Origin of the sequence: Litorivivens sp. (assembly GCF_041624475.1) — a bacterium.
Classification (GTDB): domain Bacteria; phylum Pseudomonadota; class Gammaproteobacteria; order Pseudomonadales; family Spongiibacteraceae; genus Litorivivens.
The window spans coordinates 136,351-149,325 of the sequence record NZ_JBFJUX010000005.1; the positions used below are offsets into that span (position 1 = coordinate 136,351).

At 57.3% G+C, this 12,975-nt stretch carries 11 protein-coding genes; 3 read left to right on the forward strand and 8 right to left on the reverse strand.

Translation table 11 applies throughout. The features are described 5' to 3' along the window. Window position 1: 1 nt before the first annotated feature. From ABY734_RS08115 to ABY734_RS08145, 7 genes are all read right to left on the reverse strand, one after another. Window positions 2–1,852 (reverse strand): DmsC/YnfH family molybdoenzyme membrane anchor subunit, encoded by a 1,851-nt coding sequence (locus ABY734_RS08115; protein ID WP_372778473.1) that lies wholly within the window; start codon window positions 1,850–1,852, stop codon window positions 2–4. Window positions 1,853–1,870: 18 nt separating this feature from the next. After that, window positions 1,871–4,054: a molybdopterin oxidoreductase family protein gene (locus ABY734_RS08120; protein ID WP_372778474.1), complete on the reverse strand. Its 2,184-nt coding sequence runs from the start codon at window positions 4,052–4,054 to the stop codon at window positions 1,871–1,873. A 171-nt stretch (window positions 4,055–4,225) separates the two neighbouring features. Beyond that, window positions 4,226–5,536 (reverse strand): spinster family MFS transporter, encoded by a 1,311-nt coding sequence (locus ABY734_RS08125; protein WP_372778475.1) that lies wholly within the window; start codon window positions 5,534–5,536, stop codon window positions 4,226–4,228. 85 nt (window positions 5,537–5,621) lie between these two features. Next, entirely contained in the window at window positions 5,622–6,734 is a 1,113-nt protein-coding gene (locus ABY734_RS08130; protein WP_372778476.1) for an OmpA family protein, read from the reverse strand. Between the two features lie 208 nt (window positions 6,735–6,942). Then, window positions 6,943–7,641, reverse strand: a complete 699-nt coding sequence (gene hda, locus ABY734_RS08135; protein WP_372778477.1) for a DnaA regulatory inactivator Hda — start codon at window positions 7,639–7,641, stop codon at window positions 6,943–6,945. Then, window positions 7,634–8,755, reverse strand: coding sequence for an AI-2E family transporter (locus tag ABY734_RS08140; protein ID WP_372778478.1), 1,122 nt, complete (start codon window positions 8,753–8,755; stop codon window positions 7,634–7,636). Before ABY734_RS08140 ends, hda begins: the two co-directional genes overlap by 8 nt. Continuing rightward, on the reverse strand, window positions 8,752–9,828 hold the full coding sequence (locus ABY734_RS08145; RefSeq protein WP_372778479.1) for a DUF2066 domain-containing protein: 1,077 nt from the start codon (window positions 9,826–9,828) through the stop codon (window positions 8,752–8,754). The genes ABY734_RS08140 and ABY734_RS08145 overlap by 4 nt, the downstream gene beginning before the upstream one ends. Before the next feature lie 155 nt (window positions 9,829–9,983). Between ABY734_RS08145 and purM the strand changes: the two genes are divergently transcribed. The 3 genes from purM to ABY734_RS08160 are packed head-to-tail and all read left to right on the forward strand — an operon-like array spanning window position 9,984 to window position 12,354. Then, entirely contained in the window at window positions 9,984–11,030 is a 1,047-nt protein-coding gene (gene purM, locus ABY734_RS08150) for a phosphoribosylformylglycinamidine cyclo-ligase (RefSeq protein ID WP_372778480.1), read from the forward strand. Then, window positions 11,031–11,684 carry a phosphoribosylglycinamide formyltransferase gene (gene purN / locus ABY734_RS08155; RefSeq protein WP_372778481.1) on the forward strand — a complete coding sequence of 218 codons (654 nt, stop codon included), beginning with the start codon at window positions 11,031–11,033 and terminating at the stop codon, window positions 11,682–11,684. Beyond that, entirely contained in the window at window positions 11,632–12,354 is a 723-nt protein-coding gene (locus ABY734_RS08160) for a DUF3108 domain-containing protein (protein WP_372778482.1), read from the forward strand. The genes purN and ABY734_RS08160 overlap by 53 nt, the downstream gene beginning before the upstream one ends. Before the next feature lie 12 nt (window positions 12,355–12,366). Here ABY734_RS08160 and dcd read toward each other — a convergent pair whose 3' ends face one another. Next, the gene (gene dcd, locus ABY734_RS08165; RefSeq protein ID WP_372778483.1) at window positions 12,367–12,933 is read right to left on the reverse strand and encodes a dCTP deaminase; all 567 of its coding nucleotides are present in this window, start codon (window positions 12,931–12,933) and stop codon (window positions 12,367–12,369) included. Window positions 12,934–12,975 lie beyond the last annotated feature (42 nt).

Genomic DNA, 12,975 nt, shown 5'->3' on the forward strand with positions numbered 1-12,975 from the left:
CTCAGTGGTTGTGGTAAACCACCCCCACCTGCGGCATATGGGCCAGCCCGATCTCACGGGCATGCTCTTCAAAATCCTTGTTCTTCCAGAAAAAGGCGCCGGGCATGGTAGTGGGTATGACCAGCACATAGAACAGGGCTCTGCCTATCAACGCGACGGTCAGAGCGGTAACGCCCAACAGCAAGGCCAGCGGCAGAACAGCCCAACCACTGACCGCGCCACTAAGCAGAGCTACTGAAAGCGCCAGGTTAATACCCAGTAGGGCGTTACGCAGTGTGTAGCTCTTGCCAAACACGGTGCTCTGCACATAGTGCGACGCACTCCCCTCGTTATTGCCCACGTTCATATCAGTAGCATGGCGCCACAAACCAACGGCTTCCAGTACCGTGCCCACACAGACCAGGGCAGCGCACAGTACAATAAGCGAGTCAGCAGGCTGCGCCAGCCACAGCAGCGTCGGCACGCCGATCAGCCCCAGCAGCAGACCGCCAAATACCAGGCTGGTGCCGGCAAAACTGCTGCCTGTCTGCCAGTGGTCCCAGAAGGGGCGCGCCGGGATTCGGTAGCAGCGGTACATGTAGTAGAGCCCTACTGCACCGCAGGGAATCGCCAACCAGCCAAATACATTGGCGAGCGTGGGATAGCGCCCCCAATCACCCAGCAGCGACTGGAATACACTGTTTTCCGGCAGCGCCGCCAACAGATGCAAGCCGCCAAACACCATAAACAGCAGAACCCCCAAACCCTCGCGACACACCGGAGAGTGCCGCAGGTTGTTAAAGCCTCGGTAAAAACGCAGTGGCTTGCCCAGGTGAGTCGCAGACATCAGCATGCCCAGTCCGGCAAAGGCAACAGCCAAGGCTACCAGCGGCACATACATCACGGAGTCGCGCAGTATTTGAAGCGGCTCGATACCCGCCTGAGTGCCCAGAAACAGGCTGAAGAACAAACCCAGCGCCGCCTGACTTGAAAGAGTGAAGATAACCAGCGGATTCTCCCGCGAGCTCAGCCGCTTGATATTCCAGTGCCGCTCCACACCTTTTTTCTGATCCACCACCGGCCGGTACTGGCCGTCCTCATCCTTGTGATACTTCACCGGCATGCCGTCCGGACGGGTCACCTCATCCGGCATATGTTGGACCTGCTGGAAACGGATATTCGGGTGAGTGATCTCCGGGTCGGGGAATCCGGGGATAGATACCTTGCCCTGCTCGCGGTTCTCAGGCAGGTCTTCCACCACCCCAAAGTTCAGGGCATTACCCAGACAGGCCGACACGCACGCCGGCTTCAGATTCACTTCGAGCCGATCCACACACATATTGCACTTGGACACCTGACCTTTGATCGGGTCGAGCTGCGGCGCGTTGTAGGGGCACACCCAGGTGCAGTAGCCGCAACCAAAGCAGGTTTCCGGATCCTGCAGCACCGCGCCATACTCCGCGTGCTTGGTATAGGCCCGGGTTGGGCAGCCCTTCAGGCATACCGGGTTGTCGCAGTGATTACAGGCCATGGAGATATTCATCCGGCGAAAATCCGGATAGGTTCCTCCCTCCACGTAACCGACACTGCGAAAACTGATATGCGCGGGGTTATCGTTCTTCTCGGAACAGGCTGCTTCACAGGCGTGACAACCAATGCAGTTGTCCGCTGTAAAATGAAAGGCATGCTGCTTGTTGCGATTGGGATTGCTGCCCACACCGGGCTCATCGTTGATAAACATTTCCCGGCCAGGCTCAGCCGCACCACCCGAGCGCGCAATCAGGTCGATCGGCGCTTCGTAATAATTAACCTCGGGCGCTTTCGGCTCTTTCAGGAAAGCGTATCCGGGTTCGTCGTCTCTTACTTGCCACATATTGAAAACCTTTGTCTCTTAAAACGCCCTGCGCTCAACGTTCAAACGCGCTGCTTCTTTCTGATCTACGTGTTCAATACGCACCGCGCACTGCTTGAAGGCCGGCTGCCGCGAATACGGATCGAGCAGGCCAAGCGACAAGCGATTTACACAGTCGTGGTAGTGCATGGGAATAAACACCATATTGCGCGGCACCCGCTGGGTGGTTTGCACCATCACCACCGCATCACCGCGTCGAGACACAAGCCGCACGTAACTCATATGCTGCACCCCCAGTTCGCGCGCCGCGTCGGGATTCATCTCCATATAAGGGGTTGGGCTGAATTTATTCAGATTGCCGATCTTGCCGGTCTTGGTGCGGGTGTGAAAATGCTCTACCACACGACCGCTGTTCAACCAGAAGGGGAACTGGTTGTCGGGAACCTCATTGTTCTCGATATAATCCATCGCCAGCAGGTTGGCTTTGCCACTCGGGGTCTGGAACTTGCCGTCGCTGTACAGACGCGGATTACCCGTCGCCTCGCCTTCACGCATGGGCCACTGAATGCCGCGCTGGGCTTCAATGGCATCGTGACTCATACCGGAAATATCCAGCGTTCTGCCCTCACCTTTGGAGAGCTGCTTCATTTCATCAAAGATTTCCGAGGTCGTTTCGGGAAAACGGATTTTTCGACCCTGCTCAAAGCGTTTCGCCAGCTCGTTAAATACCCAGAAATCCGGCTTGGCCTGGCCCGGCGGCTCGACAAATTTGCGCACCAGATTAACCCGCCGCTCGGTGTTGGTCTGCACGCCTTCTTTCTCACCCCAGACCGCGCCGGGCAAATAAACATGGGCATATTTGGCGGTTTCGCAATCAGCGTAGCCGTCCTGCACCACCATGAACTCCAGCTTTTCCAGCGCTTTTTTGATACGCGGCTGATTGGGCATGGAGGTCAAGGGGTTGGTCGCCACGATCCACAATGCCTTGATCTCGCCGGATTCGATGGCCGGAAAAATATCGGTCTGCTGCAGGCCGCGCTTCTTCGGGAAAAACTCCGGGTCGACGCCCCAGAAGGCGCCGACCTCATTGCGGTGCTCTTCTTTTTCCAGCATGCGGTAGCCTGGCAAGCCGGAACAGGAGGACCATTCCCGGGTGCCCATAGCATTGCACTGACCGGTAATGGAGAGCGAAGTGCCGCCGGGAATACCGATATTGCCGGTAATCAGGTTCAGGTTATTGATACCGCAGACACCGTCGCTGCCGTGGGTGCTCTGATTGATACCCATGGTCCAGATACTCATGGCCGAAGGGGCTTTGGCGTAAAGCCGGGCGACGTGGCGAATGGTATCGGCATCTATTCCGCAGATCCGAGAAGCGGATTCCGGGTCGTATTTTTCAACCGTGGCTTTCAGCTCGTCGCAGCCGTTGCAGTGGGCGTCAATGTAGTCCTGCTTCTGCAGCCCTTCCTTCAGGATCACGTGAGCCATGGCGTTCAGCAGCACCAGATCGGTCCCCGGCGTGATAGGCAGGTGGATGTCGGCAAACTGGGCCATCATGGTTACCCGGGGGTCCACCACAATCAGCGGGAACTTGCGCTTTTCCAGCGCTTCTTTCAAACGCCAGTAAATAATCGGATGCTGCTCCGGCAAATTGGAACCGAAGGCCATCAGGCAGTGGGTTTCTTCAAAATCTTCGTAGCAGCCGGGCGGGCCGTCAGACCCGAAGGAGCGCTTGTAGCCGGACACGGCCGACGCCATGCACAAGGTCGTGTTGCCGTCGTAGTTGTTGGTGCCCAACACCCCCCGCACCAGCTTGCCCAGGGTATAGAACTCTTCGGTTAGCAGCTGACCGGTGGAGACGACGGCGACGCTGTCGCGACCGTATTTTTCCTGGATGCGCATGAATTCGCTGGCCGTGCGGTCCAGAGCCTCGTCCCAGCTTGCACTCCGATAGGGGTTATAAATCTTGTCGCGCATTAAGGGCTCGGTGCCCCGGCCCGCCGTGGTCACCAGCTCGTGTTCGAAAATGCCCTTGATGCACAGCTTGCCCTGATTGACCGGGGCGCTGCCTTTGCCCCGGCTGGCGACGGGTTTGCCGTCCGCATTCAACCCGACCTCTATCGAGCAACCGGTGGAGCAGTAGCCACACACGGCGTACTTCCAGTCCACCACTTTCTTGTCGGTGATTTTGATCGGTTTGCGGTCTTTGCGCCCGAACAGCATGAAATGTCTCCCAATAATGCGTAAGCACCACCTTGGTGCGGGCAAAATCAGGCTTTACTGGAAGATGTGCACCAAAACAGGGTTGCACCAGTAAAAGCCCGCTTGCCATGGAAGACAATTCAATATCTGTGCCAATCGAGCCTGAATGACTTCAAGGATTTTTTATCCTTATTATTCAATGGCTTGTTGGGCCGCCCTGTAATGGCGCAAACCCCAGAAAATAGCCAGCGCAGCCACCGGATAAACAATGGCCGCCACCGAAGCCAGCGACAGATTCAAGGCGCTATCGCTCTGGTAGACAAAGTCGGTAAAGAAAGCAACAAAGCTCCCTCCCAGAGCCAGCCCGAACAGATTGGTAGCGAACAGCATCAGGGCCGAAACCTGGGCGCGCATTTGATTGGGCGTAATCAGCTGCAGGGCCGCAATCCCCACCCCGAAGTGGGTGTACTGCAGGTAGGTCACCAGCGCGTAGAGAGCCAGAGCAAGCCCGGCCTCCGGCATAAGCGCCGCAAGGGCGGCCGGGATCGCCACGATGGCAGCCACCAGACCGATAAGCCGCATATTGGCATCCTCATAACCGCGGCGTTGTAGCAATTCGGCAAAGACGGCACCGGAAAATGTCCCTGCAGTGCCTCCGATAATAAAAATGCCGCCGAGCCAGGCGCCGCCACTGGTCTTGTCCATCCCGTAGGTTCTCAGCAAAAATTCGGGCAGCCAGGTGAGCATGCCGTAGCCAATCACCGCCATCATCGACATTCCCATAATCAGTGAGGTATAGGCCTGCCAATGGTTTCGCAAATGCTGGCCGACATCAGCCAAATCCGCGCCTTCATCCTTGTCGAGCGCCGTTTTCTGCCTGACCGGCTCGCGCACCAGTAAAAACAGGGCAGCCACCAGCACGCCCGGCAGACCAACGGTAATAAAGGTCAGCTGCCAGGCCTTGAACTCCCAGCCCAGTGCCGGCACCTGCCAGCCGCCCATGGCGTCGAACTTTTCATAGAGCCAACCGCCAATCATGTAGGAGGTACCGCTACCCACCGTTATTCCTGCGGTATAAATAGCGGTGGCAAAACGCAGCCGCTTCGGCTCGAAGTAGTCACTCATCAGCGAATAGGCCGGCGGTGACAAGGCCGCCTCACCCACCCCAACACCAATGCGAGTCGCGAACAGTGAGCCGAAGTTTTTGGCGAAACCGCACAGACAAGTCATCAGGCTCCACAGAAAAATCCCACTGGTAATAATCCACTTGCGGGAAAAGCGATCGGCCAACCAGCCAATGGGCAGCCCGAGGAAAATATAAAACAGCGTAAACGCCCAGCCGTGCAGAATACTGAACTGAAAATCACTCAGCTCGAATTCAGCCCGTATCGGCCCGACCAGCAAAGCCAGGATATTGCGATCGATAAAGGACAATATGTAGGCCAGCACCAACATGACAAGAACATAGTTGGCGGTGGCAGGGCGAGGGTAACTGGAATTCACTGTTCACCTGATTATTTTTGTCATCAGGGATATTTAACCAAAAAAAAGGCCTCCGCGTGGGAGGCCTTTTAAAGAAGCGCTTGGTTTACTCGGAAACTTCAGCCTTCAGTACAGCAACAACGCGACGGTTCTCACGACGCCCTTCACGGGTATCGTTGGAAGCGATCGGACGCTCTTCACCGTAACCGATAGCAGTCAGGCGTGAGGCATCAATGCCGTAGCGAGTTACCAGTGCAGCTTTCACTGCATCAGCGCGACGCTGAGACAAGGTCTTGTTGTAAGCGTCAGCACCGGAGCTGTCAGAGTGACCTTCGATCACTGCACTGACACCGCCAAACTTCTTCAGGAACTCGGCAACTTTCGCGATTTCCGGCATGTACTGCGCAGGAATGTCCGCTGAGTTGGACGCAAAGTTCACTTCCATGCGGACCTGCTCGGTGCGGGTCAGCACGAATTTACAACCGGTTTCGTCAACCTGACGGCCGGCTGGAGTCTGCGGACACTTGTCTTTGTAGTCAGCTACGCCGTCACCGTCGGTATCGAGCGGGCAACCTGCGGCATTGACTACCACGCCAACGGGCGTATTGGCACAACGGTCAGTGGTGTCACCCACACCGTCGCCGTCAGTGTCTTTTTCCATTGGCTTCATCGGCGTGCGCTTGGGCTCGGGTTTAGACTTCGACTCACCGAAGGCATAAGCCACACCCAAACTGATCAGGCCGTCAGTCTGCTCAACGTCCAGGCCGTTAATGACACGGGCGTCGAGACGCGCAGACCAGTTCTGATCGAACAGGTAACGCACCCCGCCGCCGATGTTGGCCTGGGTTTCTGTGCTGTTGGCTGCGCCGTCGAAATTGAACTCAGCGTGACCCAGGCCGATAGCCGCGTAGGGCTTCCAGCGCTCGCCACCGAAGTAGCGCAGCAGATCCAGGCTTCCCTGGTTCAGGTCAGCGTCTACGTTGCTGAGATATTTGTGATCCGGAGCTGAATTCATGTAGCGGAATTCGACACCCCAGTCTTCAGACAGCTGCCGCTCGATACCCAAAATGCCGGTAGTGGCATCATCCAGGTCGCGGTCGGAACCGAAAGTTTGCTGACCGACGGACAGACTGGCCCGCCATGGGCCTTCTGCTGCGGCCGTTGTCGAAAGACCTGCTGCCGCGGCAGCCAGAATCGATACGGCAATAGTTTTGTTCATTATTAACTCCCCTTGCGTGAACGCCTTACTTTGATCCAGTAACTGGATTTTGAATAACTGAGACCTGAGTTTTCACTCTGACAGTGGCGAGCTTTTCTCGCGCTCAGTCGTTATTTTTTTCAACTGGCATACGTATAGCGCAAAAAAACTGGTAAAGCCAGTCTAATTAAAGGCTTAAGTGAATAAATTAACAATTGATCTACCGGAATTACCAGCCCAACACCGATTTCACAAAGGGCTTGGTCAGAGCGCGCTGATGACGCAGAGACTCCCGGTCAAGCTGCTCCAGAATCTGAAACAGAGCAGCGAGGTTTCTTGCCGCCCGATGATACAGATAATCCGCCACCTCGGCGGTCAATTCCATGCCCAGACCTTCCGCGCGGAAAACAAGCGCCTGCAAACGCTCCTCATCACTCAAAGCGTGCAGCTGGTAGACGCTGAAGCTGGCCAAACGCGACCGCAGGTCTGGCAATGCACAGTCCATACCGCTGGCAGGCCGCAGGGACGACAGCAACAGCGCCGTGCCGCTCAACACTGCCCGGTTATAAAGATGAAACAGAGCCTCTTCCCAGTCGGCCCGCCCCATAACAAGATCCACATCATCCAGGCATAACAGGTCGAGACTTTCCGCTCCGGCCAGCACGTCTGCCGGCGAATAATCGCCCATCTCCTTCAGTGGAAGATAGGACGCGACACGACCGGCGGCGGCCGCCGCCTGACAGCTGGCCTGCAACAGGTGGCTGCGGCCACTCTCCGCGCCACCGTGCACCATAACCCACTGCTCACCCTCGCCACGGGCCTGCAGGCCCAGCTGATTGACCAGCAAGCGATTGGAGCCAATGACGTAGAAGTTTTCAAAGGTCAAAAATTTGTCGGGGCCGAGCCCCAGCGCCAGCTGCTCACTCATTCGGTGTACTGTCTCGCGAAGTTTCCGGCGACGGCTGCTCCGGCAGCTGGCGGCCCGCCGAGTAAAAATCACTACCGAGGTAACTGGTGTGCACGTGCCGCAGCATCACCATAACCACGGCTGCGGTTGGCAAAGCCAGCAGTATTCCAACAAAACCAAACAGCTGCCCGCCCGCCAGCAGGGCGAATATCACCGCTACAGGATGCAGGCCAATGCGGTCACCAACCAGCAGAGGGGTCAAGACCATACCTTCCAGCATTTGCCCAATGCCGAACACCACCCCCACCTGCAGCAGCACCCAGATATCGTGAAACTGAAACCAGGCCGCAATCACGGCCGCAACGATACCGACCACAAAGCCCATGTAGGGTACGATACTCGCCAGGCCGGCAAGCAAACCCAGTACCAGCGCCAGTTCAAGCCCAACCAGCCACAACCCGGCCGTATAAATAACCGCTAGTGCCGCCATCACCAGTAGCTGACCGCGAATAAAGGCGCCCAGAATCTCGTCGCACTCGCGGGCAATGAGAGTCGCCCGACCCTCTACCCGGCGCGGCAGTAAATCGCCGATCTTCGCAACCAGAATGTCCCAGTCACGCAGCAGATAAAACGTCACCACAGGAATCAATACCAAGGTGCTGAGCCAGCCGACAATGGCCAGGCTTGAGCCGGTAATGCGCGACCACAGCCGCAGAATGACATCCCCCGCAGTACCGATATTCTGGCCCAAGGCCTGCCCGGCCTGCGACAGGGAGGCGCCATCGCCGAACCGCGCTTTCAATTCCGGCAGCACATTACCCTGCAACCACTGCACCAGCGATTGCAGGCGCACATTCAGCAGCTGAAACTGGTCGATCAACAGCGGCAGCGCAATCAACAGTGCGACCAGGCCCATCAGGCTCAAGCCCAGAAAGACCACGCACACCGCCGAGGTACGGCCAAGTTTGCGGGCCTCCAGCCGATCAACCAGCGGATCGCCCAGGTAGGCGAGCAAGGCTCCGACCAGAAAGGGCGCCAGAATAGGTTTCAGCAGGTGGATCAGCAGCGCCAGCGCAAACACTGCTGCCGCCAGTAACAAAAGACGCGTGTTCGGAGCTTCGTTCAACGGGTTCATGGCAGGTTTTGCCACCGGTAATAACTGTGTATCTGATCAAGTGGCAGCTGTGAATCCGAGAACGCCAGGCCGGGATTTTCATCTTCCAGCAATTTTTTATCCAGCTGAAAAAACTGACGGGCTTTGTCGATGCTGCCTTGCAGGTGAAGCTGCACAATCAGTTGTGACCCGTCCACCCAGACAGGGTTAGCGTGCTCGATGACCGCAACGCCTTCAAGGTAGGTCAGCAGACGAGCGTAATCGCGAAAATCATCGACTCCGCTGACCACAATATTGGCATTCAGCGAGCCCCCTTCCGAGCGCAGCACCGCGTAGCGCGCACCCAGCTCATCGGCAATCGTATTGACAGTCGGCGTCAGAATCTCCGCAACCATCGGCGCCTGATGATCAACAAAGGCCTCGTCGCCTGCCCTGAGATAAACGAAATTGCCCAACCAGCGAGTCGACAGGCGTGTAATGCGCCCGGTAAGGACGTGTGAGGTGCGATAACGCTCGGCGGCGCGACGCACCGCATCCAGCTGCATGGACCAGACCTGATCGATATTGAGCTGAATCCGATCGTCGATATCGAGTACCGGAAAAGCCAGCGGCAAGCCACGTGCCGCCGCCGCTTCGCGCAGTGCCGCCACGATCTCCGGATGCGTTTCCTCGCTGACAAACTGCCGACCACTGACATCGTCGACCACCAGCCAGACCAGCGTTTGCGGGCGGTTTTTATCCCACACCGGCAGGCCGGATTGGAGCAACAGACGATTCACTTCCGGCTCACTGAAACTCAGCGCCACCAGCAGCTGCTCCTCGCCATCCACGAATTCCCGGTCATAGCGGTACTGCAGCAACAGGTTCCGCGCCTGCCGCAGCGCCTGGCGAACGGAATCAAACTGTCCTATATCGGCCCGACCGCTTACCCGCACCAGCACGGTATTCAGGCCTTCGACCACCGCCCCGGACAGCTCCGCCTCACCGCGCTGGCTAACCGGCACCCGCACGTCGTACAGCGTCTTCATCACTTCCGCATACAGCCCCGAACACATCAGGCCAAACACCAGAAGCACCAGCATTCTTTTCATCATCTTCCCGCAGACCCGCAAGATAGCAGCGTGGCATTGTAGCAAGGCCAGCCCGGCGAATCAGCCGGAGAATATTCAGGCGCGCTCACGCCAATTTACTGCTGAATTTGACGTTTATTCACGCTAGAATAGCCGCCCTCGAATTAAGGTGCCCCAACATGACCGAATCCTCCCGCCCCCTCAGCTATAAAGATGCCGGTGTCGATATCGACGCGGGAGATGCGCTGGTTGAGCGAATCAAACATGTCGCCAAGAAAACCCGCCGCTCGGAAGTGATGTCCGGCCTCGGCGGTTTCGGCGCACTGTGTCAGATTCCCAGTGGTTACAAGGAACCGGTTCTGGTGTCCGGCACCGACGGCGTGGGCACTAAGTTGCGCCTGGCCATGGATCTCGGCATTCACAACACCATCGGCATCGACCTGGTGGCCATGTGCGCCAATGATCTGCTGGTAACCGGCGCCGAACCCCTGTTTTTCCTGGATTATTACGCCACCGGCGCGCTCAATGTGGATGTCGCCGCACAGGTGGTTGAAGGCATCGGCGCCGGCTGCGAGCTCTCCGGTTGCGCACTGGTTGGCGGCGAAACCGCTGAAATGCCCGGCATGTACGAAGGTGAAGACTACGATCTGGCGGGTTTCTGCGTTGGCGTTGTGGAAAAATCCAAGATTGTCGACGGTTTCACCGTCAGAGTGGGTGACCAGCTGATTGGCATCAGCTCCTCCGGCCCCCACTCCAACGGCTACTCACTGATTCGCAAAATCATTGAGGTCTCCGGTGCCGACCTGTCTCAGCCTTTTGGCGACAGCACCCTCGGTGAGACTCTGCTGACACCCACTCGCATCTACGCCAAACAGGTGCTGCGCCTGATCAAGGAGTACCCGATCAAGGCCATGGCTCATATTACCGGTGGCGGCCTACTGGAAAACGTTCCCCGGGTACTGCCCAAAGGCACCCGCGCCACGATTGACCTGAACAGCTGGCAGCGCCCGGAAATCTTCGACTGGCTGCAGCAGCAGGGCAATGTCGAAACCCGCGAAATGTTCCGCACCTTCAACTGCGGCATCGGCTTTGTGCTGTGCGTCGATGCCTCACAGACCGAATCCGTTATGGATATGCTCAAGCAGCAGGGCGAAACTGCCGCCCTGATCGGCGAAATTCAGTCCTGCCCCGAGGACGGCGAGCGCGTCGTATTGCAGGGGCTGTAAATGCCCTGCAATACCGTCATCCTGATCTCCGGCAGTGGGTCCAATCTGCAGGCCTTTATCGACAGCGCCCAGAACGGCGAGCTCGATGCCACCCTCAGTGCCGTTATCAGCAACCGGCCAGCCGCCAAGGGCTTAGAGCGCGCACGGGAAGCGGGCATTGCAACGGCCGCCGTAGACCATACCGCCTATGCCAGTCGCGATGACTTTGACGCCGCTCTGCGGGAAGTTATCGACAGCTATCAACCCGACCTCGTGATTCTCGCCGGCTTTATGCGCATTCTCGGCGCCGACTTTGTGCGCCACTATCGCGGCCGCATGCTCAATATCCACCCCTCGCTGCTGCCCAAATATCCTGGTCTGCACACCCACCAGCGCGCGCTGGATGCGGGCGATGCCGAAGCCGGCGCGACTGTGCATTTTGTGACCGAAGAGCTTGACGGCGGACCACCAGTAATCCACGCTCGCGTGCCTATAGAGGCGGGAGATACGGCGGAACTTCTCGCCGCCCGCGTACTCGAACTGGAACACCGCATTTACCCGCTGGCGGCCCAGTGGTATGCCCAGGGGCGACTGATTCTCAACGGCAACCGAGCAGAACTTGATGGCAAAGCACTTTCGGCTACAGGCTTTCCTTTTAACGGCACTTCTGGCTAGCGCCTTCCCGTCGCAGGCCCTTCTAGGCGAACCCGCACCACTGCTCACACCCTACAGCGCCACCTACCACCTGGTTAAAGGCGGACTGGCGGCGGAAGTTGAACGCCATCTGGAGCGCAGCGGCGAGTCGCGCTGGCAGCTCCACGACTCCGCACGGATTCTCTTCTTCAGCCTCGAAGAAACCGCCGTTGTCGATTTTGACGGGGAAAATATACAACCCGTTAAGTACCGCTATCGCCAGAACCCCGGCAAAAGCAAAGACCAGACCATTCGCTACAACTGGAAGAAAAAGCAGGCGACGTTTGATTTGGACGATGGCCAGCGCCGCGCCGAACTGGAGCCCGACACCTTTGACAAACTCAGCTATCAACTGCAGTTGCGGCTGGATCTGCTGGCCGGGCGGCTGCAGCAGCCGCGCACCTACAAGCTGGTGGACCGAGGCCGTCACAAGCAATACCGGGTCGAAAAAGTAGGGGAAGAAATTCTAACCCTTGGTCAGCGCCAGATGCAGACCGTCAAACTGCGCCAGACAAGAGAGGGCAAAGACCGGGAGACCTTTATCTGGGTCGCCCCGGATCTGGATTACCTGATTATCAAAATGGAGCAGGATGACGACGATGAGCGCATAGAAATGCAGCTCAAACCTGAATCACTGAAAATAGGCTCCTGATCAGGAAGCCCATCAGGTTTTCGGCAAGGTAACCCCGCGCTGCCCCTGATACTTGCCGCCACGATCCTTGTAGCTCACCTCGCAGATTTCATCCGACTCAAAGAACAGCATCTGCGCCACCCCTTCGTTGGCGTAGATTTTCGCCGGCAGGTTAGTGGTATTGGAGAACTCCAATGTCACGTGGCCTTCCCACTCCGGCTCCAGCGGCGTGACATTAACGATAATGCCGCAGCGGGCGTAGGTGGACTTACCCAGACACACTGTCAGGACATTGCGCGGAATGCGGAAGTATTCGACGGTTCGCGCCAGAGCAAAAGAGTTAGGAGGAATAATGCAGTACTCACCGCGGATATCGACAAAGCTTTTTTCATCGAAATTTTTAGGATCAACCGTCGCTGAATGGATATTGGTAAAGACCTTGAACTCATCCGAGCAACGCACATCATAGCCGTAGCTTGAGGTGCCGTAGGAAATAATTTTTCCGCCTTCGTTTTCTCTAACCTGGCCCGCTTCAAAGGGCTCAATCATGCCCTCACTTTCCGCCATCCGGCGAATCCATTTGTCGGCTTTTATACTCATTGTCAGACTTCCTTAGATAATCGCTGCTAGCGTCAGACGTCC

Bases quoted from the DNA above. Each gene is read 5' to 3' on its own strand.
- ABY734_RS08120 (WP_372778474.1), bottom strand. From the start codon at position 4,054: ATGCTGTTCGGGCGCAAAGACCGCAAACCGATCAAAATCACCGACAAG.
- purN (WP_372778481.1), top strand. From the start codon at position 11,031: ATGCCCTGCAATACCGTCATCCTGATCTCCGGCAGTGGGTCCAATCTG.
- ABY734_RS08140 (WP_372778478.1), bottom strand. From the start codon at position 8,755: ATGAACCCGTTGAACGAAGCTCCGAACACGCGTCTTTTGTTACTGGCG.
- hda (WP_372778477.1), bottom strand. From the start codon at position 7,641: ATGAGTGAGCAGCTGGCGCTGGGGCTCGGCCCCGACAAATTTTTGACC.
- purM (WP_372778480.1), top strand. From the start codon at position 9,984: ATGACCGAATCCTCCCGCCCCCTCAGCTATAAAGATGCCGGTGTCGAT.
- dcd (WP_372778483.1), bottom strand. From the start codon at position 12,933: ATGAGTATAAAAGCCGACAAATGGATTCGCCGGATGGCGGAAAGTGAG.
- ABY734_RS08145 (WP_372778479.1), bottom strand. From the start codon at position 9,828: ATGATGAAAAGAATGCTGGTGCTTCTGGTGTTTGGCCTGATGTGTTCG.
- ABY734_RS08130 (WP_372778476.1), bottom strand. From the start codon at position 6,734: ATGAACAAAACTATTGCCGTATCGATTCTGGCTGCCGCGGCAGCAGGT.
- ABY734_RS08115 (WP_372778473.1), bottom strand. From the start codon at position 1,852: ATGTGGCAAGTAAGAGACGACGAACCCGGATACGCTTTCCTGAAAGAG.
- ABY734_RS08160 (WP_372778482.1), top strand. From the start codon at position 11,632: ATGGCAAAGCACTTTCGGCTACAGGCTTTCCTTTTAACGGCACTTCTG.